The sequence below is a fragment of the Henriciella sp. AS95 genome (assembly GCF_038900055.1).
Classification (GTDB): domain Bacteria; phylum Pseudomonadota; class Alphaproteobacteria; order Caulobacterales; family Hyphomonadaceae; genus Henriciella.
Window position 1 is genome coordinate 3,228,386 of sequence record NZ_JBBMQM010000001.1, and the last position, 25,860, is coordinate 3,254,245.

Annotated in this window: 15 protein-coding genes; 8 read left to right on the plus strand and 7 right to left on the minus strand. The window is 60.6% G+C overall.

The window, feature by feature from the left end:
* Positions 1-3: 3 nt before the first annotated feature.
* Positions 4-1,500, minus strand: coding sequence for a CoA-acylating methylmalonate-semialdehyde dehydrogenase (locus WNY37_RS15490; protein ID WP_342974301.1), 1,497 nt, complete (start codon positions 1,498-1,500; stop codon positions 4-6).
* A 113-nt stretch (positions 1,501-1,613) separates the two neighbouring features.
* Between WNY37_RS15490 and WNY37_RS15495 the strand changes: the two genes are divergently transcribed.
* On the plus strand, positions 1,614-2,483 hold the full coding sequence (locus WNY37_RS15495) for a LysR family transcriptional regulator (protein WP_342974302.1): 870 nt from the start codon (positions 1,614-1,616) through the stop codon (positions 2,481-2,483).
* 3 nt (positions 2,484-2,486) lie between these two features.
* On the opposite strand, the gene WNY37_RS15500 is transcribed toward WNY37_RS15495, so the two are convergent.
* Together WNY37_RS15500 and WNY37_RS15505 are read right to left on the minus strand one after the other, a co-directional pair.
* On the minus strand, positions 2,487-3,428 hold the full coding sequence (locus WNY37_RS15500) for an NAD(P)-dependent oxidoreductase (RefSeq protein WP_342974303.1): 942 nt from the start codon (positions 3,426-3,428) through the stop codon (positions 2,487-2,489).
* Positions 3,421-3,909, minus strand: coding sequence for a flavin reductase family protein (locus WNY37_RS15505; RefSeq protein ID WP_342974304.1), 489 nt, complete (start codon positions 3,907-3,909; stop codon positions 3,421-3,423). Before WNY37_RS15505 ends, WNY37_RS15500 begins: the two co-directional genes overlap by 8 nt.
* Before the next feature lie 165 nt (positions 3,910-4,074).
* Between WNY37_RS15505 and WNY37_RS15510 the strand changes: the two genes are divergently transcribed.
* From WNY37_RS15510 to WNY37_RS15535, 6 genes are all read left to right on the plus strand, one after another.
* Positions 4,075-6,903, plus strand: coding sequence for a phosphoenolpyruvate carboxylase (locus WNY37_RS15510; protein WP_342974305.1), 2,829 nt, complete (start codon positions 4,075-4,077; stop codon positions 6,901-6,903).
* A gap of 193 nt (positions 6,904-7,096) precedes the next feature.
* The gene (locus WNY37_RS15515) at positions 7,097-8,602 is read left to right on the plus strand and encodes a PfaD family polyunsaturated fatty acid/polyketide biosynthesis protein (protein WP_342974306.1); all 1,506 of its coding nucleotides are present in this window, start codon (positions 7,097-7,099) and stop codon (positions 8,600-8,602) included.
* Positions 8,603-8,624: 22 nt separating this feature from the next.
* On the plus strand, positions 8,625-12,569 hold the full coding sequence (locus tag WNY37_RS15520; protein WP_342974307.1) for a beta-ketoacyl synthase N-terminal-like domain-containing protein: 3,945 nt from the start codon (positions 8,625-8,627) through the stop codon (positions 12,567-12,569).
* Positions 12,570-12,586: 17 nt separating this feature from the next.
* Complete coding sequence (locus tag WNY37_RS15525; protein WP_342974308.1) at positions 12,587-14,068, plus strand: SDR family NAD(P)-dependent oxidoreductase; 1,482 nt, start codon at positions 12,587-12,589, stop codon at positions 14,066-14,068.
* On the plus strand, positions 14,061-21,311 hold the full coding sequence (locus WNY37_RS15530) for a beta-ketoacyl synthase N-terminal-like domain-containing protein (RefSeq protein ID WP_342974309.1): 7,251 nt from the start codon (positions 14,061-14,063) through the stop codon (positions 21,309-21,311). Before WNY37_RS15525 ends, WNY37_RS15530 begins: the two co-directional genes overlap by 8 nt.
* A complete protein-coding gene (locus tag WNY37_RS15535) occupies positions 21,304-21,888 on the plus strand; it encodes a hypothetical protein (protein WP_342974310.1) in 585 nt (194 codons plus the stop codon). Before WNY37_RS15530 ends, WNY37_RS15535 begins: the two co-directional genes overlap by 8 nt.
* Here WNY37_RS15535 and WNY37_RS15540 read toward each other — a convergent pair.
* The 4 genes from WNY37_RS15540 to WNY37_RS15555 are packed head-to-tail and all read right to left on the minus strand — an operon-like array spanning position 21,866 to position 23,596.
* On the minus strand, positions 21,866-22,519 hold the full coding sequence (locus tag WNY37_RS15540; RefSeq protein ID WP_342974311.1) for a 4'-phosphopantetheinyl transferase superfamily protein: 654 nt from the start codon (positions 22,517-22,519) through the stop codon (positions 21,866-21,868). The two genes, WNY37_RS15535 and WNY37_RS15540, sit on opposite strands and share 23 nt — an antisense overlap.
* A 27-nt stretch (positions 22,520-22,546) precedes the next feature.
* Entirely contained in the window at positions 22,547-23,146 is a 600-nt protein-coding gene (locus tag WNY37_RS15545; RefSeq protein WP_342974312.1) for a sigma-70 family RNA polymerase sigma factor, read from the minus strand.
* Positions 23,147-23,183: 37 nt separating this feature from the next.
* Positions 23,184-23,378: a NepR family anti-sigma factor gene (locus WNY37_RS15550; protein WP_342974313.1), complete on the minus strand. Its 195-nt coding sequence runs from the start codon at positions 23,376-23,378 to the stop codon at positions 23,184-23,186.
* Complete coding sequence (locus WNY37_RS15555; RefSeq protein WP_342974314.1) at positions 23,375-23,596, minus strand: hypothetical protein; 222 nt, start codon at positions 23,594-23,596, stop codon at positions 23,375-23,377. The genes WNY37_RS15550 and WNY37_RS15555 overlap by 4 nt, the downstream gene beginning before the upstream one ends.
* Before the next feature lie 434 nt (positions 23,597-24,030).
* Between WNY37_RS15555 and WNY37_RS15560 the strand changes: the two genes are divergently transcribed.
* Positions 24,031-25,836, plus strand: a complete 1,806-nt coding sequence (locus WNY37_RS15560; protein ID WP_342974315.1) for an autotransporter assembly complex family protein — start codon at positions 24,031-24,033, stop codon at positions 25,834-25,836.
* The last annotated feature ends 24 nt before the right edge of the window (positions 25,837-25,860 follow it).

Here is a 25,860-nt window from a genome sequence, read left to right on the forward strand (position 1 = left end):
CGACTACTGCATCGTTGGAATGATGAAAGCCTGGTCACCAATGTCGCCGTCCGGCCAACGCTGGGTGACAGTTTTGATCTTGGTCCAGAACTTCACGCCTTCCGGGCCGTGCTGGTTCGTGTCGCCAAAGGCCGAGCGCTTCCAGCCACCGAATGTGTGATAGCTGACCGGCACCGGGATCGGCACATTCACGCCGACCATGCCGACATTGACCTGCGCCGCGAACTCACGCGCCGCGCGGCCATTCGAGGTGAAGATCGCAACGCCATTGCCATACTGGTGATTGCTCGGCAGCGCGGCGGCTTCTTCCAGCGTTTCGGCGCGAACGACCTGAAGAACGGGACCAAAGATTTCTTCCTTATAGGATTTCATCTCAGGCTTCACATGGTCGAACAGGGTCGGGCCGACAAAGAAGCCATTCTCATAGCCCTGCAGCGTGTGGTTCCGCCCATCGAGCTTCAGCTCAGCGCCTTCCTCGGCGCCCATACGGATATAGTCCTCGACCTTCGCCTTGTGGGCGGCGGAGACGACCGGGCCGTAATGCGCGTCCTTGTCGGTCGAAATGCCAACCTTGAGGTTCTGCGCCGCTTCCAGCATGCGCTCGACGAACTCGTCGCCGGTTTTCTTGCCGACCGTCACGGCGACAGGCAGGGCCATGCAGCGTTCGCCCGCTGAGCCATACGCCGCGCCGACAATGTCTTTCACGGCCTGCTCGAGATTCGCATCCGGCATGATGATGCCGTGGTTCTTCGCGCCGCCCATGGCCTGCACGCGCTTTCCGTGCGCCGTGCCGGTCGAATAGACGTATTGCGCAATATCGGACGACCCGACGAAGCTGACAGCCTTGATGTCCGGATGCTTGAGGATCGCGTCGACCGACGTCTTGTCGCCATGCACGACGTTCAGCACGCCTTCCGGGGCACCGGCTTCGAGGAACAGTTCAGCGAGACGCACAGGAACCGACGGGTCTTTCTCCGACGGCTTCAGCACAAATGTGTTGCCGCAGGCAATCGCGACCGCGAACATCCAGCAAGGGATCATTGCCGGAAAGTTGAACGGCGTGATGCCCGCGCAAACACCCAGCGGCTGGCGCATCGAGTAGACGTCGATGCCGGGGCCAGCGCCTTCAGTGTACTCGCCCTTCTGCAGGTGCGGGATGCCGCAAGCGAACTCGACCACGTCGATGCCACGCTGCACGTCGCCCTTGGAGTCGGCAACAACCTTGCCGTGCTCGGACGAGAGCAGCTCGGCCAGCTCATCAATGTTCTGCTCGAGCAGATCCTTGAACTTGAACAGGATGCGCGCCCGGCGCTGCGGATTGGTCGCTGACCATTCCGGGAATGCGGCCTTGGCAGCCTCAACGGCGGCATCAACCTCCGCATCCGTTGCCAGCGCAACCTTGGCCTGAACCTCGCCCGTATTGGGATTATAGATGTCACCGAACCGGTCGGAGGTGCCTTCAACCGATTTTCCCGAAATGAAGTGGTGGACGTGCCGCATCTGTCTTTTCTCCCTGAAATATTTGCTGCCCTTCACATAGGGACTGTGCATTTGCTGGTAAACATGGATGAACGCAGTTTATATCTGCAAATTTGCAGGCTATGAACAGCGCCATGAACTGGGATGATCTCAAACTCTTTCTCGATGTGAGCCGCCGGCCCAAACTCGAAGAGGCCGCTGCGCAGATACATCTGGACGCGACGACGATCAGCCGCCGCATCAAACGCCTGGAACAGGAGCTTGGCGTCACGCTGTTCGAACGCACGCGGCGCGGACACGTTTTGACGGTGGCTGGAGAGAAACTGGTGGCCCGCGTCGAGGCGATGGAATCGGCGTCACTGGATATCCTGGCCGAGCGCACCAGCGAGCATAGCGCCGAAGGCCGCATCCGTCTCGGCGTCACCGAAGGGCTCGGCTCCACGCTGATTGCCCCTGCCCTTGGCGACTTCAAACACCTTCATCCGAAGATCGATGTCGACCTCATCGCGCTGTCCGGTTTTGTCAGCGTCCCAAAACGCCAGGCGGACATGTCAATCATGCTGGCCCGCCCGTCATCGGGCCGGCTCAAGGTCCGCAAGCTGTCAGACTATTCGCTGCACCTCTTCGGGACCGCCGCCTATCTCGGCAATCGCACGCCGATCCGGACCCGCGACGACCTCCAGCACCACACACTCATCGGCTATGTCGATGATCTCATCTATTCGGCGCAATTGCGCTACTTCGACGAATTGCTGCCCGGCCTCGCGCCGAACCTCTGCAGCCCGAGCATTCTCGCCCAGTTTGAGATGGTCAGCGCGGGGGCCGGGGTCGGCATCCTGCCAGCTTTCATGGCGAAGCGGAATCCGGATCTGCGAAAACTGCTGGTCGACGACATCAATGTGCAGCGCGCCTTCTGGCTCGCCGTGCATGAGGATGTCGCGACCCTTACGCGTAACCGACTGATGTCAGACTTCCTGGTGACCCTGCTGCACGACCTTCCCTGACGCCTAATAACCGCGCGAAACATCAATAGAAGTTGGCAGCTGCCCTGTTTGCAGAACGTCTTCCAGAAGCTCACAAAACCGGTTGACCGCATCATCCGGTAAAGTGAGGCCCGCGACATGAGGGGTGATCGTCACCCGCTCATCGGTCCAGCGCCAGTCGTCGCTCGGAAGGGGTTCTTCCTCGAACACGTCCAACACGGCATGCGCGACCGATCCGTCGTTCAGGGCTTGGCGCAAGGCGGCGTGATCGAGCGTCGACCCACGGCCAATATTGATGAGGAGCGCGCCGTCCAATTGGCCTAACAGCGCGCTCGAAACGAGATCATGCGTCTCTTCGGTCGCTGGAAGCGCCAGGATAGCGACATCAGAACCTGACAGCGCGCTTTGGCCATTGAGCGCCTGAACCCTGTCAAAACCTTCGACAGATCGGCCCGAGCGCGAATAGCCCGTGACATATGCACCGAGACGGTGGAATGCGGCGCCGATTTCCCGACCGATTTCGCCCGTGCCTATAACGGCGATATTGCTATCGAACAGGAAGCTCGGAGCGAGCGTCTTTTCGGCCCACTGTCGGCTCGACTGGGCCGCGCGACGCTGGCGCATCTTTTGAAAGTGTTCCAGCGCATAACCGAGACAGTACTCAGCGATCTGCTCACCCATACGCCCGACTGTCCGGGTAATGAGGGGCACGCGATCGCCTGACAGGCCCGCGCAGATCGCATCGACACCAGCGCCTGTGGAATGGATCCAGTCATACGGGTCTAGCGGTTCGTCTGCAGGAGGACGAAAGCTGATCAGAGCCTTGAGTCTGGCACGGTCAGGCAGCGGCGTTCGGCCAACGTGCACGCCCGGAAAGCGTTTGCGCAACGCGTCTTCAATCACATCGGCATGCTTGTCGAGGATGCGAATGGCGACCTCGTCCGGCCGCAAGCCAGGCTTATTCATAGGTCTGGATGCGGTGATACGCCCGGCCATGATAGATCAGACAGTTGGCTGTCTCGCTCACAGCGATGTGCGCCGGTTTGCAGAAGAGCACTGAGTGCGTCCCATATTCCACGGTCTGGTCAACGTGACAGTCAAACCAGGCCGCCGCATCGGCCAGAACAGGATTGCCGAGCGCGCTCTTTGTCCAGTCACCCGTATCGAAACGCTGGCCGGCAGGCACCTGGCCAGACGCAAAGACGTGGCTGATATCCTGCTGCTCGCTCGACAGCACATTCACACAAAGCGTCTGGTTCTTCTTGATCACGGCATTCGCGCCCGACGCGCGATTGACGCACACGATGAGCGAAGGCGGATCATCCGAGACGCTCGTCACGGCCGAAACCGTAATGCCATATCTCCCAGCATCGCCATCCGTTGCGATTATGCAGACAGCCGACCCCAGCTGGGCCATGGCGGCGCGGAAGATTGCCTGATCGGTCATAGGTGGTGAAAGTCCTCGATTTTCCCAATATCTAGATAGATTTGGCGCTTTGGCGACATTTGAAGGTCTGGGATGCAGGCTTGCAAGACTTTGCCTTGACTTTACGGCACCCAGAGCGTCACCACGAGACACAAGACGGATATCAATTCCGCGTAAGGAGACCCGATGACCGATCCTCGCCAGACGACTGCTCTCGACCTCGCGACCGTGCAGGAAACACTTCGGAAATACGCCGCCGAAATCGACAGCGATCCATTGACGAATTCGGTTTACTCGCTGGCCCTCTCCCTGTTTCAGGACCTCGATTGCGGTAAGCAGACGCTCGAAGATCTCGAACCCCTCATCGACGATATCCATTTCAAACTCCTTTGCGACCGCGCCGACCGGTTTCGGGCCCAGCATACCGCCGTTGGCGAGGGTGAGGCGTGGTCTGTGGTTCGCGCGCGCCTTGAAGCCGCCGCGCAAGACGGTTTCGACGCCTTTTCCAAGGCCGCCGGCCGCGCACATGGCGGCATCGTCTTCACCGCGCACCCGACCTTCGCGCTTTCAAAAACGCTGAGACAGGCTTTTGCGGGCTATGCGTCCCAGAAATCAGACGAGACTCTGTCCACTCTGCAAGCCGACGCGAATGACCCGCACAAGGACTGGCCGAGCGAGATCACCCTCCAGAGCGAACACGAAGAGACCCAATCTGCGATCCAGCATGCCCGAGACGCAGCGCGCAAATATGCCGAGCTGGTTGTCGACGTCGCCCGCACGTCCTTTGACGAGTCCTGGCGCGACTTTCGTCCTGTCCTCCCCACGATCGCGAGTTGGGTCGGATACGATCTGGATGGTCGGACCGATATTCACTGGTCGCAGTCAATTGCCCTCCGGCTAGGCGAGAAGGCTGCCCAGCTCGGTTATTATGCCGAACGCCTGCGCGCTATCGACCACAATGGGGCGCTGGACGAACTCGCCTCAAAGCTGGATGCCGCCCAGGACCACACGGCGAAGGCGGCACATCTGTTCGACGGTGATCTCGGCGATCCCGCCACCCTGATTGCAGCCGCAAACTTCCTGACCGCCGACAGCGACGCAAAAATCGTCGACAGCGCAGACATCATCGCGCCGCTGGATGCGCTGATTTCTGATCATGACACCAATGTTGATCTGGTCTCCGCGCTCATCGTGCTGCGCGCAGAAATCGAAGCGCTGCAGCTCGGCACGGCACGCATCCATTTGCGGGTCAACGCCGCACAAGTGCGCACGGTGCTTTCGCGCGACCTGAACCTCGAAACCGAAGACAATGAACTCGGCCGCCTCGCCCTTCGCAATCTCGCCGACATGGCTGGCGAAAACGATGTGCGCCCAGTGAACTTCGCTGACCTCTTTATTGAGCAGTCGACCGCGCGTCGCCAATTCATGATGTGTGCGCAGATCCTGAAACACATCGATGCCAGGTCGCCGATCCGCTTCCTGATCGCCGAAAGCGAAAACCCTGCGACTGTCATGGGCGCGCTTTACCTCGCCCACCAATATGGGGTCGCCCACGCTCTGGATATCTCACCGCTCTTTGAAACGCCTGAGGCGCTGGAGTCGGGCGGCCGCTTTGTCGAACGGCTTCTCGAGGAGCCGACCTTCGTCGAATATGTAAAGCAACGCGGCTACCTCTCCATCCAGCTCGGATTTTCCGATTCAGGCCGCTTTATCGGCCAGGTCGCCGGAAACATGGCGATTGAGCGGATCCACAGCCTCATCGGTCGGGCATTGGGTGACAAGCTGCCAGGCGTCGGCCTGCTCTTCTTCAACACACATGGCGAGTCCATCGGACGCGGCGCCTATCCTGGCAGTTTCGAACAGCGTTTCGATCACCTCCTCACCAAGTGGACACGCGCCGGTCTCGTCAAACACGGGCTTCATCCGCTTCACGAAGTCAGCTTTCAGGGCGGCGACGGGTTCCTGCATTTCGGCACGCCCGAGCTGTCTGAAGCAACCTACGCTGCGTTTTGCGAACACATCCTGAGCGATACCGACACCGCAAATGACGACCCATTCTACCATCGCACGGACTTCGTCTGGGACTTCTATCGAGCCCTTCGCGCATGGCACGAGACGATCTTCGGCAATGGTGATTACGCGCACATGCTCGGTGGTTTTGCGACGGGCTTTCTCGTCAAGGCGGGGTCCAGACCGGTCAAGCGGGCGGGCGGCATTATTGCCGGGCCATCTGCCATCCGCGCAATCTCGCATAATGCCTTGCTGCAACAACTCGGCGTACCGTTGAACTCAGCCTGCGGCATCGGCTCTTCCGTGCAACGCGAAACAGAAAGGCTGGTTGATCTGATCGACCAGTCGCCCCGCTTGCATTCGCTGGTCATGCTCGCCACGACGGCCCGCATGCTGACCAGCCTGCCCGTCCTGCGCGGCTACGCCACCGTATTCGACCCGGAGGCCTGGCTGTCCCTGTCCAAGCACGGCAATGTCTGTAATGCGACAGCGATGAACAAGGTGGCGAGCACCCTCGCCGACTATCAAACCGCAACCAGCCTCCGCAAAATTGCGAACATTCTCGCGGTCGACCTCATGGAGTTCGACCGTCTCCTGAATGCACTGGAGGATTCCCCGTCTGTCGAAGACCGCCATGAGGCGCGGCTCGAATTTCACGCGCTCCACGCCATTCGCCAGGCCATCATGATGTACGCCCTCAGCCTGGTTGGCCGGCTACGCAATTTCTCGGCACGCCACGATATCAGCGTCGAGGAAATCCTCGACCTCGTTCTCAACCTGCAGATTGATGATGCGGTGGCCCGTCTTGAAGAAATCTACCCGCTCTCGAGAAACGACTCCGACCTCGCCGACGGTCTGACGGAGCCAGGTTTCGAGGCAAGTTCGGACGCGGTGAGTGGTTATGACCTCCTGCACAGGGACATCATCAACCCGCTTCGCCTTTCAGGGGAATTGATCCGGCGAATTTCACTCGCCAATTGTCATGCCTTCGGCGCCTGGGGATAGGTCCCATAAAGCAACATAATTCGAGATGGCACAGGGCTGAAATCTGTTGCAATTGCAACAGAAACAACCACATCCGCCTGTAATCCATGCACAAATATCCGATTTGGTGAGTCACAGGCGCTACGGTGCGATTCCTGCATTGCTACGTCTGTCGAATTGGTCTTAACTTGCAACCAGAAGGGGAAAAGCAGGCGTGTTGGAATCGAAGTCCTCGAAGTCCACTACTGTATCTTCAGCTCAAGCGGTTGAAGGCAGGACTCCTGTATCGCCCACAGCGCCGACAAGCCATCCCCTCGCGGTCCACGCGGAATGGCTTGGAGACCACGGCTTTACCCGTACGCATGGTAGCCGCTTTGCCTATGTCGTCGGCGAAATGGCACGGGGCATCGCGACGCCCCGCATGGTCATTGAAGCCGTCAAAGCCGGACTGATCGGGTTTTACGGAAGCGCAGGCTTGAGACCGGAAACGATCGCGGATGGTCTGTCAGAAATTGAAGCAGGGCTTGGTCCGCAGGCGCCCGCCTGGGGCGCAAATCTCATCCACACCCCTCAACAGGGCGGATACGAGCGCGCCGTCGTAGACCTTTTCCTGAAACGGGGTGTTACGCGCGTTTCGGCCTCAGCGTTCATGGCACTGTCTCCTGAGATCGTACGCTATAGCGCTGCCGGACTGTCACGCGCACCGGACGGCTCCATCGCCCGGCAGACCCATGTCTTCGCGAAAGTCTCCCGCGCGGAGGTCGCCCGCCAGTTCATGGCGCCAGCGCCTGACCGTATCCTGCAGGCACTTGTTCAAAGCGGCGATATCACGCCAGAGCAAGCGTCGCTCGCCAGGCTTGTGCCGGTAGCGGGTGACATCACGGCCGAAGCCGATAGCGGCGGCCACACCGACAACCGAGCCGCCGGCCCCCTCTTTTCATCATTGTCTGAGGCCAGACGGGAAACGGCGCAGACTCATGGGCTGAACCCTGACCTGATCCGCATTGGCCTTGGCGGTGGCATCGGCACACCCTGGGCGGCCGCCGCGGCATTCCAGATGGGTGCAGCCTACATCATCACAGGGTCCGTCAATCAGGCGGCGGTCGAATCCGGGCTGTCGCTGGAGGGGCGCAAGCTTCTCGCAGACGCTGGCCCCGCAGATGTCGCCATGACCCCCGCTGCAGACATGTTCGAGCAAGGTGTCCACGTCCAGGTGCTGAAACGCGGCACGCTCTTCCCGATGCGGGGCAACAGGATGCGCGCGATCTATCAGAGCCGCTCAGGATTTGCCGATTGCTCGCCTGAAGAACAGAAATTCATTGAAACAGCGCTCGGCGAAAGCTTCGCCCATGCCTGGCAAAAGACGCGAGATTTTCTGGCAGCCAGCAATCCCGCCGAACTGGAAAAGGCCGAGCAGGACCCGAAGCGGCAACTCGCGCTCGTTTTTCGGCGCTACCTCTTCTTCGGGGCCCAGTGGGCGCGCGAGGGCGATGGCGCCCGGGTGCGCGACTATCAGATCTGGTGCGGCCCCGCGATGGGCGCCTTCAATGAGTGGGTGAAGGGAAGCCCGCTCGAGGCATTAGACAATAGAAGCGTCAAGCAGATCGCATGGAATCTGCTCGATGGCGCAGCACACATCACGAAGCTTCAGGCCCTTCGTGCAAGCGGGACAGACGTCCCGCAATCTGCGTTCGATTATAGGCCGGGAATGTTTGAATAAAATTTGTGAGGGCAAGTTCAGAATGAACGATAAGCAGGGGTATTCAGGCGATATCGCCGTGGTCGGGCTAGGCGCCATGTTTCCGGGACGCGGCGACACGGCCGGTTTCTGGCGTGATATTGCCGAAGGCGTCGATACGCTTGGCCCGGTGCCATCTTCGCATTGGCTCATCGAGGATTATTACGACTCTGATCCGCGCGCGAAGGACAAGACTTATGGTCGGCGCGGTGGTTTCCTGTCGCCAAAAGGCTTCGATCCCCTCCATTTCGGAATTCCGCCAAACCAGATCGATGCAACTGATACCGCGCAACTTCTCGCCCTCATCGTCGCACAGCAGGCGCTCGACGAAGCGGAACTCGCATCAAATGGAAAAATCGATCGCGAGCGGACAAGCTGTATTCTCGGCGTTGCGTCAGCAACCGAACTCGTCGGGCACATGTCAGGCCGGCTGCAGCGCCCATCCTGGGTAAAAGGCTTGCGCGAAGCGGGACTGCCGGAAGACCAGGTTCAGGACATCGCCGACAAGATTTCTTCAAACTTTTCAGAGTGGAAGGAAAGCACCTTCCCGGGCCTTCTTGGTAATGTCGTCGCTGGCCGTATCGCCAACCGCATGGACCTTGGCGGCAGCAACTATGTGACAGATGCCGCCTGCGCCTCATCCCTGTCGGCCCTCCACGGCGCCGTGCATGAGCTGCGTGCCGGAGACAGCGATCTGGTTCTCGCCGGCGGTGTCGACACGTTGAACGACATCCTCATGTATATGTGCTTCTCGAAGACGCCGGCTCTGTCGCCGACAGAAGACTGTCGGCCTTTCTCAGACAAGGCAGATGGGACGATGCTCGGTGAGGGCATAGGCATTCTGGCCGTGCGACGGCTTGAAGACGCCGAACGGGACGGCAATCGTATCCACGCCATCATCAAAGGCATCGGCTCTGGTTCGGATGGGCGCGCCACGGCGATCTATGCGCCGCTGTCTGAAGGCCAGGCCCGCGCGCTGAGACGCGCCTATGACCATGCTGGGTACGATCCGCGAACTGTGGAACTGGTCGAAGCACACGGCACAGGCACCAAAGCCGGCGACGCCGCTGAAATCGGCGGGCTGAAGCTGGTCTTTTCGCCAGACAGTCAGGACATTGAAGACCCATGGTGCGCCATCGGTTCTGTGAAATCACAGATCGGGCACACCAAGGCCGCTGCCGGGTCGGCCAGCCTGATCAAGACAGTCATGGCACTCAGCCGCAAAGCACTGCCGCCCACCATCAAGGTCGATCAACCCGCCCCGGCGCTGAATGGATCGCCCTTCTATGTGAACCGGGAACTTCGCCCATGGGTGCGCGGCAAGGATCATCCGCGCCGGGCAGCCGTCAGCTCTTTCGGCTTCGGCGGGTCAAATTTCCATATCACGCTCGAAGAATATACGGGCGCGCAAGCCGTGCAGCCGGAACGAGCGCTGAGCAGCGAGCTCTTCATGTTTTCGGCTGAAAGCGCAGAGGCGCTTGAGCAGGACCTTGAAGCCGTCGCTTCACGGCTAGAGACCGAAGAAGACCTCGCGATCACAGCGTCTGAAACGCATGCTGCTTTCGACCCACTTGCAAAATGCCGCGCGTCGATCGTTGCAACAGACGGCGAAGACTATGCTGAAAAGGCGGGTAAGCTTGCCTGGTTGCTGAGCTCCGGGCAGACGCAGAACGCGCCGCTCCCAAAGGGAACCAGCGTTTCGATATCGTATGCGCGACCGGGAAAGCTCGCTTTCCTGATGCCAGGTCAGGGCAGCCAGTATGTCGGCATGGGCAAGGACCTCGCCCTCGCTTTCCCGGAAGCCCGCGCCGCCTGGGACCTCGCGGCGAGCCACAAGAAAGCCGGAAAGCAGAAGCTTCACGCGCTTGCCTTCCCGCCATCCGCCTACACCGCTGAAGAAGCCGTCGAGCAAGCCGACAGATTAACCGCCATGGAGAATGCTCAACCCGCACTGGCTGCTGCCTCGCTTGCGGTTCTCGCCGTTCTGGCCAAAGCCGGTATTCAGCCAGACGCCGCCGCCGGCCACAGCTTCGGCGAGATCATGGCTCTGCAAGCGGCAGGTGCGCTGAATCCAAAAGACGTACTCACAATTGCCAACAAGCGCGCCAGCCTGATGGCGAAAGCTGCGGCGGCTAGTGAAGGCGCAATGCTTGCGACCCAGGCATCGGCCGAACAAATGAAGCCGCTGCTTGCTGACCACCCGGATGTCGTCATCGCGAATGACAATGCGCCAACCCAGACCGTGCTTTCAGGCCCCGTCGACGCCATCGAGGCGGTTAGGGTCGCCCTCGAATCGGCCGGGATAAAGGCCCGCCGTCTACCCGTTGCGTCGGCGTTTCACTCGCCCATCGTTGCCGGGGCGGTAACGCCATTCCGCAAGGCGCTGGAGAAAATCGACCTCTCAAAAGCGGCCTTTCCGGTTTACGCCAACGTGTCGGCAAAGCGTTATCCGCTGGCCTATGCCAAGCAGCGCGACATCCTGGCGACGCAAATCGAAAGCCCTGTCCGTTTCCGCGAGATCATCGAGGCGATGGCGGCCGATGGCGTCACGACCTTTGTTGAGGCTGGCCCCGGTAAAGTGCTGACGGCCCTCGTCGGTCAAATCCTGCCGGGCCAGGCCGAAGCGGTGGCTCTGGATGACAAGGCGGGCGACGGCCTTTTCGCATTCCTCGCCGGTATCGGCAAAATCGCCGTGCTCGGTCATCCTGTCGACGTCTCGGCCCTGTTTGACGGTATGCCAGCGCCCGAACCTAAAGCGCCGCCTTCCAAGCATGCTGTCGAGCTGAATGGCGCGAACTACAAAAAACCCTATCCACCGGCCGGCGGCGCTTCGGCGCTGCCCAAGCCCAACATCAAGCCAGCCGCCCCGGTAGCCAAACCATCATCGCCGCCTCAGCCGGCAGCAGCAGCCCCCCCGCCTGCCCCCACTCAAAGTAAAGTCGCCACAGGAGCCACGCCCGTGACCCAGCCCGTATCTACCCCGCCAAGCGACGCCGCAGAGCGCATTCACGCAAATCTGACGGCCGCCCATGCTGATTATATGGAAGCCTTGAAATCGGCACACGCGCAGTACCTTCAAGCCTCTGCAGCGATCCTTGGCACTGCGCCGACGGCGCAACCTGCTGCGCCACGCCAGCAATACACCGTTCCGCCTGCGCCCGCACCTGCGCCGCAAGCGCCTGCCGCCGCACAACCGGTCACCAATGGAACGGGCCACGCGGCCGTTCAGCAACCTGCTGCCGCGCCGCAATCAGCGCCAGCGCCAACACCGCCGGAACCCGCTGCTCCGGCCCCCACACCACAACCATCCATGCAAGCCGCCCCGCCCGCTCAAGCGGCCCCTGCCCCAGCGCCGACACCGGCTCCAAATGCTGACTTCGGCGCTGTGGTGACGGCGCTTGTCGCTGAAAAGACCGGCTATCCCGCCGAAATGCTGGAACTCGACATGGATCTGGAAGGTGAGCTTGGCGTCGACTCCATCAAGCAGGTCGAAATCCTATCAGCGCTGCGCGAATCCATGCCGGACTTGCCGGAAGTTGAGCCTGAACAGATCGCCGAACTGCGCACGATCCGCAAGATTGCAGACTTCCTGTCACCTGCCGGCAGCGCGCCACTAGCAGCGGCGCCGGCGCCGACAGTTTCAATGGCGACGAACGGCAACGGCAACGGTCATCATGGCGGCGTCGCCGCGTCCGCACCTGCACCAGTGGCCGCCCCGACCGGTGACATGGCCGATCTGGTCCGCAATCTGATCGCCGAGAAGACGGGTTATCCGCCCGAAATGCTCGAGGACGACATGGATCTGGAAGGTGAACTCGGCGTCGACTCCATCAAGCAGGTGGAAATTCTCTCTGCTCTGCGCGATGCGATGCCGAACCTGCCCGAAGTTGAGCCGGAACAGATCTCTGAGCTTCGTTCAATCCGGAAAATCGCTGATTTTTTTCAATAGGGGGCGCGCCGGCGCCATTGAGCGCTGCCCGCCCCGCTTCATTCCATGAGGCGTCGACGACCGCTGCACCGTCCTTGTCGGTGCGGGCGGTGGGGTATGGGGAACGGATGCCGCTCGGCCGGCTGACCCCTGGCCTGCGAGACGCACGGCTGATTGAATTCATAGGGCCGGACCCGGCGACGAATTTTCATTTCGTGCAAGCCATGATGGAGGCTGGCCTCGTCGTCCGTGAAGTCGAAACGCCCAGCGGCCAGGCTGATGCTCTGGTGCTGGCTCACGGTTTGTCTGGCGAAGCTGTCGACGCACACGCCGGCGCGGTCACCAAACTCTCCAAAGCGGCTGCGGTCTTCGAAAACCAAGGCGGAACCTTGATCCTGCTGCAGGATACCGGTGGCACGTTCCAGCCGAGGGATGATCGCGCCTGGCGGGGCGGTCTGACGGGCCTTGGCCGGACGGCTCAGAAAGAATTTGCATCCGCGACCGTGAGGACCATCGATATTGATGTTGCAGCCTTCGGCCCGCGCCCGGCAGCCGATCGCGTGGTGGAAGAACTGCTGTCAGGCGGTAACGCCGCTTGTGTGGGCATCTCTGCGTCAGGCCGGTTCGTGCCAACCGAAGCGGCGTGCGTGCTGCCGAAAAACCGTGTCGGCTCAATTGGCCCCGGCGACACATTTCTGGTCACCGGTGGGGCGCGAGGTGTGACGGCCTCATGCATTATTGAGCTTGCGAGGCGGACAAATGCCGCCTTCGTCCTGCTCGGACGCTCCGCCATCGAAGACTGGCCCGAAGATATCGATCCGACGTCGGATGAAAGGTCGCTACGCGGCGCATTAGCTCGGCGCGCAAAGGCGTCTGGTCAGAAGGTGTCACCTGCCGACCTTAACCGGCAGGCAGCGCGGCTCCTCGCCGGCACGGAAATCCGAGAGGCCCTCAACGCCCTCAGCGCCGCAGGCTCGCGTGCTCACTACGCCATCGCTGATGTCGCGGATGCTCAAGCGGTACAGACCGCCGTGGAATCGGCTTCACAGATGTTCGGCCCGATTACCGGTCTCGTGCATGGCGCGGGCGTCCTGGCGGACAAATTGATCCGTGAAAAGACAGCTGACCAGGTCACCCGTGTTTTCGGACCCAAAGTTGTCGGGCTGCAAAACATCATCTCAGCTATCGACACCAGTGCGCTGAAACATATTGCCTTTTTCTCGTCCGTCGCCGCCCGCTATGGAAATGCCGGTCAGTCCGACTACGCCATGGCGAATGAAGTGCTGAACCGCGTTGCGCAGTGGCTGAAGGCTGCCAACCCGTCTGCATGCATCACATCCCTTGGCTGGGGGCCGTGGGATGGCGGCATGGTGGACGACAGTCTGCGCGCGAAATTCGCCGAGATGGGGGTCGCCCTTATTCCCCGTCAAGCTGGCGCGGACCTGTTCGCCGATGCCATGCTGGCTGGCGCCGCCTGCCCGGTCGAGCTCGTGATCGGCTCGGAACTCGCAAATGGGTAGCAAGCGCTTTGCTCCAATCGCCATTGTCGGGCGAGGCTGTGTTCTTCCGGGTGCACTAACACCGGATGCGCTGTGGAAAGCGATCCTCGCAAATAAGGATCTCCTCAGCGATGCCCCGCCTGGCAAATGGGGCGTGACGCCGAAAGAGCACGACGCACTCGGCTATCGCGGCGGCTTCGTCACCGGCTTTGAAGAGATATTCGACCCGTCCGCCCATGATCTCGGCGATGTGGATGCCGCCAGTCTCGACCCTGTCTTTCAGTGGATGCTGCATGCCGGTCTTGAGGCGTGGATAGAGGCCGGCGCGCCCTCCGTAAAAGGCAAAAAACTTGGCGTCCTCGCCGGAAATCTCGGCTACCCAAGCCGGGCCCTGTCTGACTTTTCTGCAGACATCTGGCTGGACGGAAAATCGTCCATTTCAACGGAAAACCGTTTCAATACAGGTGGTCCCGCCCGCATGTTGGCGCGCTCCCTGGGGGCGAGAGGCGCAGCCTTCGCCCTGGACGCGGCCTGCGCCTCGTCGCTTTATGCCGTGAAGCTCGCCTGTGACCGGCTCCAGGACGGCTCGCTGGATGTAGCGGTCGCGGCGGCGGTCAATGGCGCTGACAATCTGATCCTGCACCAGGGCTTCAGCGCTCTCAATGCCCTCAGCCCGACAAGTCGGTCCCGGCCCTTCGTCAATGGTGCGGACGGGTTGGTCCCAGCCGAAGGGGCGGCGGCCGTGGTGCTGAAGCGACTGTCGGATTGCTCGGCCGGAGACACTGTATACGGCGTCATCAGAGGCATCGGACTCTCCAATGACGGGCGTCGAAAATCGCTCCTTGCGCCCGATGAAGGTGGTCAGGCAGAGGCCATGGCGGCCGCCTGGAAAATGTCCGGGCTCGATCCATCGAAAGACATCGGTCTCGTCGAAGCACACGCGACGGGGACGCCGACCGGCGACAAGGTCGAAGTCCACGCGACCTCGTCTTTCTTCGAAGGCACTGAAGACCTGCCCGTCGGCTCTCTGAAAGGCAATCTCGGTCACCTGATCACCGCTGCCGGCCTCGCCAGCCTGATCAAGCTGACCTATGCACTCAACGAAGGCATCATCCCCCCGACACGTGTCGATGGCACGGTCATGCCCGCCTTCGCCGGCTCGAACCTCGTGCCAGCAACCAGGCAGGAATGGCCTTCGACCCGCCCTCGTATCGCAGCCCTCAGCAATTTTGGATTCGGTGGCAACAACGCTCACCTCATCGTGGCGGCTGATGACGGATCGCGGCCGAAGGCCAAGTCGCCTAAGACGCGCAAACCAGAAATATCGATTTGCGGACTCGGCCTCAGCATGGGCCCCGATCGCGGCCTCGTGCGGGTCATGCAACGGCTCAGCCGACCGCCGAAGACCGAGCGGCGCATCATGAACGAGATCGCCGCAAAGCCCCGCGCCCTGCGCACGCCACCTTCAGAACTTGCATCCGCGCAAGGCCAGCAATTGGCGCTATGGGATGCTGTCGATGAAGCCCTGGAGCGCTCACCGCTCGCTGAGGGTGACAAGGTCGGTGTTTTCACCGGATTTTCCTGTTCCCCGGAAGCGACACGCTGGATGCTCCGCGCCAGGATCGCTGAACGGCTGGGCTTGAACCCAGACAGCCAGGAGGCCGCCGACACACGGAACAAGATCGCGCCCCCTTTGAAAGCCGGAGACGTTCTCGGCGCCATGCCGAATGTGTCAGCCAACAGGATCAATGTGCGCGGCGACTGGCGCGCCATGGGCTTCGCCGTGATGGAAGAAGAGGCCTCAGGCCTGCGCGCGCTGGAACTGGCTGTGCGCGCCCTGAATGCGCACGATATCGATGCAGCAATCGTCGCCGCAGCCGACCTGTCAGCAAACCCCGTCCATACAGCGGCCAGTGGTCATGCCGGGGGCGATGGCGCTGCAGCGCTCATCCTGAAGCGCAGCGAGGATGCACCGGACGGCCTTCGTCTGAAGGCGGTGAAAGTCGATGGGTCACCCGCTGCCGACACGTTGATCGAGCGCCTTTATGGTCATTCGCACGCGGCTGGCGGACTGGCGAGACTCGCTGTTGAAGCAGCGCTTTCGAGACGCGGATACAAGCTGGATGCGACCGGTATTTCTCCACAGCTGAAGGGCCGAAAGCGCAAGCTCAATTTGCCAGGTGGCCACGTCTCATTCAAAGGCGTCCCGGTCGCCTCGCCCGATTTGTTACGCGCAGCACCTGTGCTCGAAACCTATTCAGCCCCGACGCCCGAAGCGCTTGCGGCTGCCATCAGCTCGGGCCAGCAGAGCGAAAAAACCGCCCATGTGCGCCTCGCCCTGCTGGCCGACAATACCGACGCTTTGAGCGCGATGCGCAAGCGCGCTGTGACTGAGTTGAACGCCGGGCGATCGCCGCAGGAAGACGGCGTCTGGTTCGCAACGGGCGACCCGGCTGGTGAATTGGCGTTCGTATACACAGGCGCCGCGGCTGCATACGCCGGCATGGGCCAAGGCCTGTTCGCAGCCTTCCCTGAGCTTGGCCCCATGCTGAAACGCAAATTTCCCGCAGCGCAGGACGTCGCGGACCTGTTGTCGAGCGATCTGGCACCCGCCTTCGATCAGCTGCGCACCACAACCCTGATGTCTCAAGCGCAGACCATCCTTCTGCGAGACCTCCTCGGCCTGAAGCCCTCGGTCGCAATGGGTCTCTCATCGGGAGAAACCAATTCGCTGATCGCCTTCGGCGCCTGGGCAGATGCTGACGGCCTGATGAGCACGATCGGCGACAGCGGGATGTATACTGACGATCTCGCCGGAAAATTCCGCACCGCTCAATCTGCATGGAACGACAACGCAGCGGTCAGTTGGGAAACCTGGCGGGTTCGCGCAGCAGAAGACGTCATCCGGACAGTGCTGGAGGGCGAGCCCAAATGCGACCTGACCATCCTGTACAGCCCGACCGACGCCGTCATTGCCGGAGACGCCTCCGCCTGCCAGCGCGCCCTGAAAGCGATTGGCGGTTCAGCGATCCGTGTACCGCATGACCTTGTCGTTCATACACCGATGATGGGGTCATATGAGGCGACCTGGCACCGGCTCCACCATCGCAAGACAACATGCCCGAAACACGTTCGCTTCTACGCAAACGCCATCAACGGCCCCTACAAACCGGACGCTGATACGGTCGCCGACATGCTGACCGGTCAAGCCGTATCGGACGTCAATTTTCCGAAGACCCTGCAGCGGGCTTATGCTGACGGCGTACGGACCTTCATCGAAATCGGGCCGCGCGACACGTTGACCGGCGCGATCCGCGAAACCCTTGGCGATGCGGCAACCGCGATGCCAGCCGACCGGTTTGGACAGGCTGCGCTCAATGATATTGCGGCCCTCGCGGCGGCTGTATTCGCTAGCGGCCACGCCATCGATGTAGACTGGCTGAAGCATCGCCTGACGGAAGCACGCCAGAACGCTCTCACGCCGCGCCTGCCTCAGGACGGCGAGGTCACCTTCCCAGCGCACGCCCCTAATCCAGAGGTTCCGCAGTCTTCAACTTTGCGCACCCTACCCACAGCACCGCGACCCTCAGTGCCCTTCACGCCTGAGCCACCCAAGCCAGCCACGGGTCGAAAGCTGCGCCCCGCCCCGGGCACGCATTGGTCCGCTCCAGCCGGAAACACCGCCGTTCTCGAGCGTCCGCGAGCGCCCACCAAGGCTCAACCGGCCCCGAAGGTTCCCCTCAAGACGAAGACGGTCAATGCAGGCGTCAAACCTCTTGCCCGGTTGGCGCCGACCGGCCCCCGCTTTACGCGCGCTGAGCTGGAGCATGCCGCGGCCGGCAATATTTCTGAGGTCTTTGGCAAGCCGTTCGCGCCGCAGGACAAATATCGCCGGCAGGTACGCATGCCGCGCCCTCCGCTTCTCCTGTGTGACCGTATCACTGGCATCGATGCCGAAGCGCTGGTTCAAGGCAAAGGCACCATCTGGACCGAAACCGATGTGACTGAGGGCCATTGGGCCGTCAGCAATGGCGTCATGCGCCCGGGCCCCTTGATTGAAGCCGGACAGGCCGACCTTGCCCTCATCTCTTGGATGGGCGCGGACATGCTGAATTGCTCCGACCGGGTCTACCGCCTCCTGGGGTGCGAGCTGACCTTCCATGAGGGCGGCCTCCCGCGGATTGGTGAAACGCTTCGCTTCCAGATTTCGATCAAGGGCCACGCGGAATTGTCTGGCGTGCGCATGTTCTTTTTTGAGTATGATTGCTACGCAGATGACCGCTTGCTTCTATCGGTCCGGAATGGCCAGGCTGGCTTCTTCACGGATGCAGAACTCGCCGATTCAAAAGGCGTTTTGTGGGACGCAGAAACCGATAACGCACCGACCGACACCCCGCGTCTGGCATCGACAACGCCATCGAAGAAGCGCGCCTTCACCCATGAAGATCTGGCAGCCTTCCGCGCTGGAGATACCTATCGCTGCTTCGGCGAAGGGTTCGAACGCGCGGCGCCCCATAGCCGTCCGGCGCACCTTCCCGACCGACGACTTGCCCTGTTTGATGATGTCGAAACCTTTGAACCGGAAGGCGGTCCGTGGGGCCGAGGATACCTGAAAGCACGCCATCGCGTTTCAACAGACGCGTGGTTCTATGACGGCCATTTTCATGAAGATCCTTGCATGCCCGGCACGCTCATGGCCGAAGCTGCTGTACAGACGCTGGAGTTTGCCGCCGCCGCTCTCGGCCTGACGATTGAGCGCGATAGCCACGTTTTCGAACCTGCGCCTGGCGAAGCGGCCGTCTTTTATTGCCGCGGTCAGGTCACCCCCGAGGCAGATCACGACATTACGTATGAAGTGTTCGTGGATGAGATCGTCGATGGCGAAGAGCCGCTGCTGTTCGCGAGCCTGCTCGCTCGTTCGGATGGACGAAAAGTATTTTACTGCCCCCGCTTTGGCGTGCGGCTTCGCAGAAGCTGGCCGTCTGCAAAGGGGCCCGTCCAAATTCCCCATTATGTGAATGACGAATGCGATGTGCGCGGCGATGAAACGGCGCTCATGGAGTGCGGATCCGGCGCGCCAAGTTCGGCATTCGGGTCGATGTACAAGCCTTTTGACACTGCTGGGGCCGTGCCGCGCTTGCCGCAGCCGCCCTACCACATGGTCAGCCGTGTTCTGTCCGTGACCGGGCCCGCCGGCGAGCAAAAAGCAGGCCTCACAGCTATTGCCGAATACGACATTCCCGCCGACGCCTGGTATTTCGAGGATGGTGGCACCGGCACCATGCCGTTCAGTGTGCTGACCGAAGTCATTCTTCAGCCCTGTGGCTGGCTAGCGTCTTATTCTGGCTTCGCCTTGTCCGGCGAAACCCGTTTCCGGAATCTTGATGGATCCGGCGTCACATCAAGGCAGATTCGCCCGGATGATGGTCTCATCCGGACACGGACCACACTGACCAGATGCTCGCGCGTCGGGCCGATGACGATTGTTTTCTTCCAGCTGGACGCCACGCTGGCAGATGGGTCGCCGGTCGTCTCTCTGGAAACCAGTTTCGGCTTCTTCACCAAGGCGGCCCTGGCATCACAGGCTGGCCTGAAGGCGACGGAGGAACAGGCGGCGTTTTTCAACGCACCGGCAGACCCGCCAACCGAAGCGGAGACATTGCTGCCGGCATCGAAGGCCAGACTGGCCCTGTTCGATGTAATCGACCGCTACGAGCCAAAAGGCGGCGCAGCTGGCCTTGGACGTATTCGCGCCCGTCAGACCGTTGATCCCTATGCGTGGTATTTCAGGGCGCACTTCTTTTCTGATCCCGTGCAACCCGGCTCGCTCGGCCTTGAAATGCTGGTGCAACTGCTCGCCAGAGCCGCTGACCTCAATGGCCATGCCGCGCGCTTTGACCAGCCCGTCTGGGAACCAATTGCTCCGGGTGAGAACCTCTCGTGGACCTATCGCGGACAGGTCAATCCGACCGCAAAACAGGTCACACCGATTGTAGAAATCGAAGGCGTGGATGTCCGCGACGATGAGACTGTCGTTACAGGTACGGGCTCGATCTGGGTTGATGGGATGCGCATATACGAGATGCGAGGCGTCAGCATCTCGATTGCTCCGGCCCCCGCCGGCATCAAAAACAAAACCCAAACCCGGTTCAAGATGGAAGAGCCTTCCTGGCTCGCTTCGCATTGCCCGACCTACACCATCCCGGCCCTGCCGCTCCTGGCGCAGGCCGGAATGGCCTTGAGACAGGCCAGCGAGGCAAAGGACGCGACCTTCCCCATCGAACTGAAAGCGTTCTCACCTCGCCGCTGGGCAACCGTTGGTGTCGACGGACTGACCGTTGAAACCATTGCTGATTCTAGCGGACGCACGAGCCTCAGGGGGCGCAATGGACCGTCCGGCGATGCGCCCTGGTATGATATCTCGTCTGGCGAGGTCGCGGCTGTACTGCGGCCACCGAAACCCAAACTGCACCCAGAGAATTACGGACGAAAGCGTGCAAACCCCTATCGCTCGGCTGACCTGTTCCACGGCCCCAATCTGCAGCCAGTGACGAGCCTTCGTCGCAACGCGAAAGGTTTTGAAGCACTCATCGACCTATCACGCGCTGCGGTGCCGGGCGACGCCTTCGACCCTGTCATTCTCGATGCTCTCGTGCATGGTCCGCCACATGAAACGCCGGAAGAGTGGTTCGATGGTACCGACGGCCACGCGATTTATCCGGTGCGAATCGACAGACTGGTGATCTGCAGAGACATCCCCGAGGAGGGCGTTCTGACCGTGCGCGGCGTCCCCGGCCCTCGCAACGCAGCAACAGGCGACTTGCCTGTCACCATTGAGGCGTTTCTCGGCGATGAGCTCTGGGCCCGGCTCGACCTGATTGAGAAGGCCTACCCCAAAGGCCCACTCGCGGCTCTGTCCGCTCTCGACAGACGAGATTTCCTGACGGGCGCAAGCGACAGGTATCCCGCCCCCCTTACCCGGTTTGATGGCGCGCGCACCCTGCTCTCGCCCGCCGACGTGATTGCCTGTGACTGGCTGCCCGGAACGGTTGATGCCGTCTGGGGGTGCAACGGCCGCACCGGCAGCGATCTTGTGAAAGCTGTCGCGATCAAGGAGCACTTCGCCCGAAAATGGGGGATCCATCCGCGCAAAATTCATCTCGATGAGCCATTCGTAATTGGACCTGAAGGCCGCCATCGTTACAGCTTGGCGTTCGACCCCGTTGCCCGTGCCTGGGCCGTTTCGGATGACAAGTATGAGTGAATTTGAATTGATCGTGGCGGATGACCGGACCCTGCCGCTCGTCCAGCATCTGCGTTATCGCGTCTATTGCGCCGAAAAGCAGTTCGCCATGGCTGGCGCCGACCATGAAGCCCGAATTCTGGTTGATAGCGCCGACCGCCTCGGCGTCACTTTCGCTCTGTTCGAAGGTGCCGAGCTGGTTTCGAGCGCCCAGGTGATCCCGGTTAACCCGCTGGCCACTGACGCACGGTTCGCCGTGTTCGATCTGGCATCGACGCTTCCCAGGCCAGACCAGGGCGCGGTCATCGTCTCGAAACTCGTCACATCGAAAGATCGGCGCGGGTCAAAAACACTTGGTCCGGTCATGAGGGCCGTTCTCGAATTCGTGGCCGCCGAGAAGCGCCGCTATATCGCCATTCTGGCGGAAACCAGCATGCGGGACTTCTATGCATCGATGGGCTTTGAAGCGCTGAAAGAAGGCATTGAAGCGGCCCCATTCGGCACCGTCACATTGATGGTGTTCGACATGAAAGATGAGCGGCATCTCAGCGGCAAGTCACTCGCCGGCTGGATGTTCAAGCCGGTCTTTGCTCGCTGAAAGCCAGCATCGCGACGCGGTCACCAGGCGTTTCAACCTGCATCAGCGTGAGAGATACGCCGTTGCGGACGAGGTCCGAGACCGTGTCGTTCCCCATGATTATGGGCACGGGCACTTCGACCGATTTCGCACCCCCGCGAAGTCCACTGCCCTGCCATTTCAGGACGGCTTCCTTGGCACTCCACAAGCGAAAAAACGCGGCTGGCGTGCCCTCCTGGGAAGCGCCCGTCAGCCCGCGTATCAGCGCCGCCTCTGTATCGGTTGCGATCATATCCAGCATGGCAAGGTGCTCAATTGGGCGGACCCGTTCGATGTCGCACCCAAGCCATCCCCTTTCCATAAAAGCGGAAAAAGCAAGCGGGCCGGATTTGGACCAAGAGATCGCGGCATCCGGCCGGTCAATGATTGTTGGTACGCTGTCATCATGTGAGCGCAATCTGACGGCGGCAGGCATCAGCCCAGTCTCAGCCGCCACGAGTCGGCGCGCAGTGGCGCGGGCGTGCAGAAAGTCCTGAACAGCGTCCGGAGATTTCAGTCTCTCTGCACGCACAAATTCCTGGTTATCCTGAGGCGTCAGGCTGGCCGCCATCTCGCGGCGGTCAGATATCAGCCAGGCAGGAGAAATCGTCATCAGCCAGCGCTAATGCTGCGTGGATGTTCAGGCAACCGCCCTGTCGGGCATGGTCAGCCCATCAATCCGGCTCAAAAGCTCCGCCATATCCTGTTCGCTGCTACCTTCGATGCAACGAAGGGTCGTCTCGCGGGATTCAAAACGCGCGACCACAGCCTCACGGGCGCGGCTGACCCTGCTCTTGATCGTGCCGGCAGAACATCCGCAGATTTCGCCGGCTTCGTCATAGGTCATGCCTGCAGCCAGGACGAGCAGAAGGGCATCGCGCTGAGCTGCGGGAAGCGAATAAATGATCCGTTCCATACGGACGAAATCCTGCCTGACCTCCTGCGAGCTCTCCTGGACCAGCGCATTTTCAGCGAAATCCGGCTCCATGTTTACGTTCCGCCAGCGGGTTCTCAGCTGCATGTAGTATTCATTGCGCAGGATACGAAAAATCCACGGGCGCATGGGCTGCGAGGGATCAAAACTGTCGGCGGCCGACCATGCGCGCAAGCAGGCATCCTGAACAAGATCATCCGCCAGGACGGCATCGCGGCACAAGCCACGCGCAAATGCACGCAATTCGGAAATCAAAGCCTCAAGACGGTCAACAAAAGACAGCTCGCCCGATTTTACGTCCGACACCGGTTTTCTCCATTCGGGGCCGGCTAATCCCAAGCCCCTATTTGTTTTTTTTGCGCTCTTCTTCGCGCAGCTTATTTATGAGGTCCTGCAGTTTGTCGGGAACTGGCTCATTAAGGACATCGCGGAAAGTGCTGCGAAGCGCTTCACCGACCGGCTTTTCCTTTAACCAGGAAGAGGGCTTACGGCCCGTCTTCTCACTGCGTCCGGAACGAGGAGACTTGTCTTTGCTCAAGATGCCACCAAGCCGCCAAACGCATTTTGCCAGACTTTTTTGTCGCTCCATCCTTTCAGCTGCAGACCTTCAGGACGCATCAAGGCACAAAACGCGTTAAGGATGATATAAACGCCGCGTGATTTCTGATCGTCTTTGTTAATCATTTTTCCAGGGGGGTTACCGCTTCTGAAACCGGAGCTTTGCCATGAGTCATCGCGGCAATTCGCCTTCTTCATCTCGGGCGCATCAGCAGCAAATTAATCAAGGATTTGCAAGACTTTAGACACCATGAAGTGAGATAGTAAACTGTCGAATTAGTGAAAGAGCCCTAAAATGCCAACTCGTCCGCCTAGGCCAGAGTTCGAAAAAAGAAAATATCTCAGGCTTCAGTCGATCAAGTCCGGTATTCTGAGCTTCAGCCAGGACCTCGATAATGAACCTGCGCGCATCGTCGATATGTCGTCGGCAGGCGCACGGCTTGAGCTGACAAACGCGATCAAGGCGCCCGGCAGGTTCAGTTTGACAATACATCCAGACGACGCGGTGGCCCGTAAGACAGTTAACTGCCAGCTGCAATGGCAACGAGGCCACAGTCTGGGCGTTACATTTGTCTAGTTTCCAGCAATTGCAGAAACTTGTCACAAAATATCCGGCTTAGTGCGCAATTTGCATGGCCGGACAATCACTGTGCCAGCACGGTTCGGACGGGATGAACGGAAGACTGACCACCCTTTGCGTTATTGCAGCGATTGCGGCTTCGACAGCCGCAGCCGAGCAGGTGCGACTTGAATTTACCGGCGATGAAATCAATCCGGAATTTGCCGACACAGTTCGAGATGCTCTGCCAGATGAAAAGCAGCCGAAAACGGTGCTCGAAGCCCGTCGTCAGGGCCGCCGGGCGGTCGATGCCATTACCGCCAAGCTGAATAGCGAAGGCTATTATGATCCGAGGATTGATCTCGGCATCGACAATTCCGAACCGCCAGCCGCAAGGCTTCGGGTGGACCCGGGCCCGGAATTCACCCTTGCGTCTGTTGAAGTCGATTTCAACGGAAACCCACCGCGCAGCGATGATGAAGCGAAGGTGCGCAATGAGCTTCCAGTGAAAACCGGCCGCCGGGCGATCCCTTCGGAAGTGATCGACGCCGAGCGCTGGATTACGGCGACCTTGCGCGAGCAAGGGTATCCCTACGCCGAAGTCATTGAACGCCAGGTCTTCGGCGATCGCGAGGCCGAGACGCTGGATGTGAGATACCGCGTGTCAGCCGGACCGCGTGTCCGTTTCGGCGAAACCATTATTCCGCAGGACAAGATTGAGACGAAAGCGACATATCTTCGCCGCCTCATCCCCTATGATGAAGGCGATCAGTTCACGCCCGGCAAGCTTTCGCTGCTGAACACCCGTCTTGCCGAGACCCGTCTGTTTGACGTCGCCCGCGCAAGCCTCGCTGATACGCCAAGCGGTACTGCCGATGACGGGGCAGAAATTCGTAATGTCGAAGTGACGCTGACCGAACGGCCCCGTAATACAGTTGCGCTCGGTGCCAGCTACTCAACGGCTGAAGGCGCTGGCGTCAACGCCGAGCTGACGCGCCGCAACCTGACTCGCCGCGGCGATCTGCTGGTCGGCGAATTGACAATTGCAGAGCTCGAACAGTCACTGAACATCGACTGGCGCCGCCCCAACGAGTTTGGTTACGGGCGCGGCCTGGTGATCAATACCGGTATCTCCAACGAAGTCACCGACGCCTATGAGCGCCAGTCCTTCACGCTGGGCGCCGGGTATGAAGTCGTCGAAGGGCCGCAATTCAGCTACTCATACGGTGTGAAGGGCGAAATCGCCAAGGAAACCGATGAGTTTGGCGAACGCGACCTGCAAATTCTTTCCGTGTACGGCGCGACCCGTCTCGACCACACCGACAGCCTGCTCGACCCAAGATCGGGATGGCGGGCCAATGCGCGCGTCGAGCCGAGCTACGCCTTCGGGGATGACTCAAACCCGTTCGTACGATCATTCGGACAGGTCAGTGGCTACATCCCCTTCGACAGCAAACAGCGTTTCGTCCTGGCGGGCAGGCTGAAAATTGGTGCCGTCCTCGGCGCTAATGCTGCGGAACTGCCAGCAGACACCCGTTTCTATTCCGGTGGCGGCGGCAGTGTGCGCGGCTACGCCTATCAAGGCATCGGCCCGAAATCTGATGACGGCACCCCGCTCGGCGGCAAGTCCGTCGTCGAAACCTCGGTCGAAACTCGATATCGCTGGCGGCCGAATATCGGGATTGTTGCCTTCCTGGATGCCGGCGCGGTTTCCCAGGATGAGTTCTCCAATTTTGAAGATGCAAAATACGGCGCTGGCCTTGGCGTGCGCTATACAACGCCGGCCGGACCCATCCGCCTTGACGTTGCCGCACCCCTGAATCCGAGCGACTTCGATGATCCGGTCCAGATTTACATTTCCATCGGGCAGGCCTTCTGATGACATCTGAAAGTCCCGCCCCCC

Coding starts and splice junctions, on each gene's coding strand:
- WNY37_RS15530 (WP_342974309.1), top strand. CDS start 14,061: ATGGGTAGCAAGCGCTTTGCTCCAATCGCCATTGTCGGGCGAGGCTGT.
- WNY37_RS15510 (WP_342974305.1), top strand. CDS start 4,075: ATGACCGATCCTCGCCAGACGACTGCTCTCGACCTCGCGACCGTGCAG.
- WNY37_RS15490 (WP_342974301.1), bottom strand. CDS start 1,500: ATGCGGCACGTCCACCACTTCATTTCGGGAAAATCGGTTGAAGGCACC.
- WNY37_RS15505 (WP_342974304.1), bottom strand. CDS start 3,909: ATGACCGATCAGGCAATCTTCCGCGCCGCCATGGCCCAGCTGGGGTCG.
- WNY37_RS15500 (WP_342974303.1), bottom strand. CDS start 3,428: ATGAATAAGCCTGGCTTGCGGCCGGACGAGGTCGCCATTCGCATCCTC.
- WNY37_RS15560 (WP_342974315.1), top strand. CDS start 24,031: ATGGCCGGACAATCACTGTGCCAGCACGGTTCGGACGGGATGAACGGA.
- WNY37_RS15555 (WP_342974314.1), bottom strand. CDS start 23,596: ATGAAGAAGGCGAATTGCCGCGATGACTCATGGCAAAGCTCCGGTTTC.
- WNY37_RS15520 (WP_342974307.1), top strand. CDS start 8,625: ATGAACGATAAGCAGGGGTATTCAGGCGATATCGCCGTGGTCGGGCTA.
- WNY37_RS15535 (WP_342974310.1), top strand. CDS start 21,304: ATGAGTGAATTTGAATTGATCGTGGCGGATGACCGGACCCTGCCGCTC.
- WNY37_RS15495 (WP_342974302.1), top strand. CDS start 1,614: ATGAACTGGGATGATCTCAAACTCTTTCTCGATGTGAGCCGCCGGCCC.
- WNY37_RS15540 (WP_342974311.1), bottom strand. CDS start 22,519: ATGACGATTTCTCCTGCCTGGCTGATATCTGACCGCCGCGAGATGGCG.